Source organism: Ancylobacter sonchi, from assembly GCF_018390695.1.
Taxonomy (GTDB): Bacteria; Pseudomonadota; Alphaproteobacteria; order Rhizobiales; family Xanthobacteraceae; genus Ancylobacter; species Ancylobacter sonchi.
Genome location: NZ_JAHBGF010000029.1, coordinates 1 through 621, shown reverse-complemented (window position 1 = coordinate 621; position 621 = coordinate 1). Strand labels below are relative to the sequence as shown.

Genomic DNA, 621 nt, shown 5'->3' with positions numbered 1-621 from the left:
CTCCCATGAGGTTGGCGGCGGAATTGCCCCAGATTTCGAGATTGCCGAAGCCCTCCTCGCTCCGGGCGTTCTCGACATTGGCCGACAGCACATAGCCGCTCACCCGGACATAGACGAGGTCCGTACCCTCGCCCGCCGCCTCGACAACAACATCGTCGAGATTGTCGACCACATAGCTGTCATCGCCGGCAAGACCGGACATGGTGTCGGCGCCACCGCCGCCGTTGAGCACATTCGCGGCGACGTTGCCGCTCAGCGTATCGTTACCGCTGCCGCCGATGGCGTTCTCGATCAGCGAGCGGGGATCATCGTTGTACAAATAAGCGTTGTAGACATTGCCGCGCGCCATGACGCCATCGCCGAGCGAGGCGCGCTGCGCCTGCGAGAACAGGCTCGCCCCGCCTGGCGACAGGTCGATCGACATCGCTTCCGTGTAGTTCGAGAAGTCGTAGGTGTCGTTGCCGCCGCCGTCCCACACGGTCAGGAAGATCGTGTCCACGCCCGGGTGGATCGTGGTCGTCAACTGGTCCGTCACGTACTGGCTGGCGCTCATCACCTTGACGCCGTTGACGAACATCGCCCCGGTCGCGTCCCAGGTATAGGTCGTGGCTTTCGAATTGG

General features: G+C 63.1%; 1 protein-coding gene. It reads right to left on the bottom strand.

Annotation, left to right across the window (positions count from 1 at the left end):
* Positions 1–621: M10 family metallopeptidase C-terminal domain-containing protein (locus KHC28_RS19285; RefSeq protein ID WP_214010015.1), on the bottom strand; the 621-nt coding region annotated here is incomplete at both ends.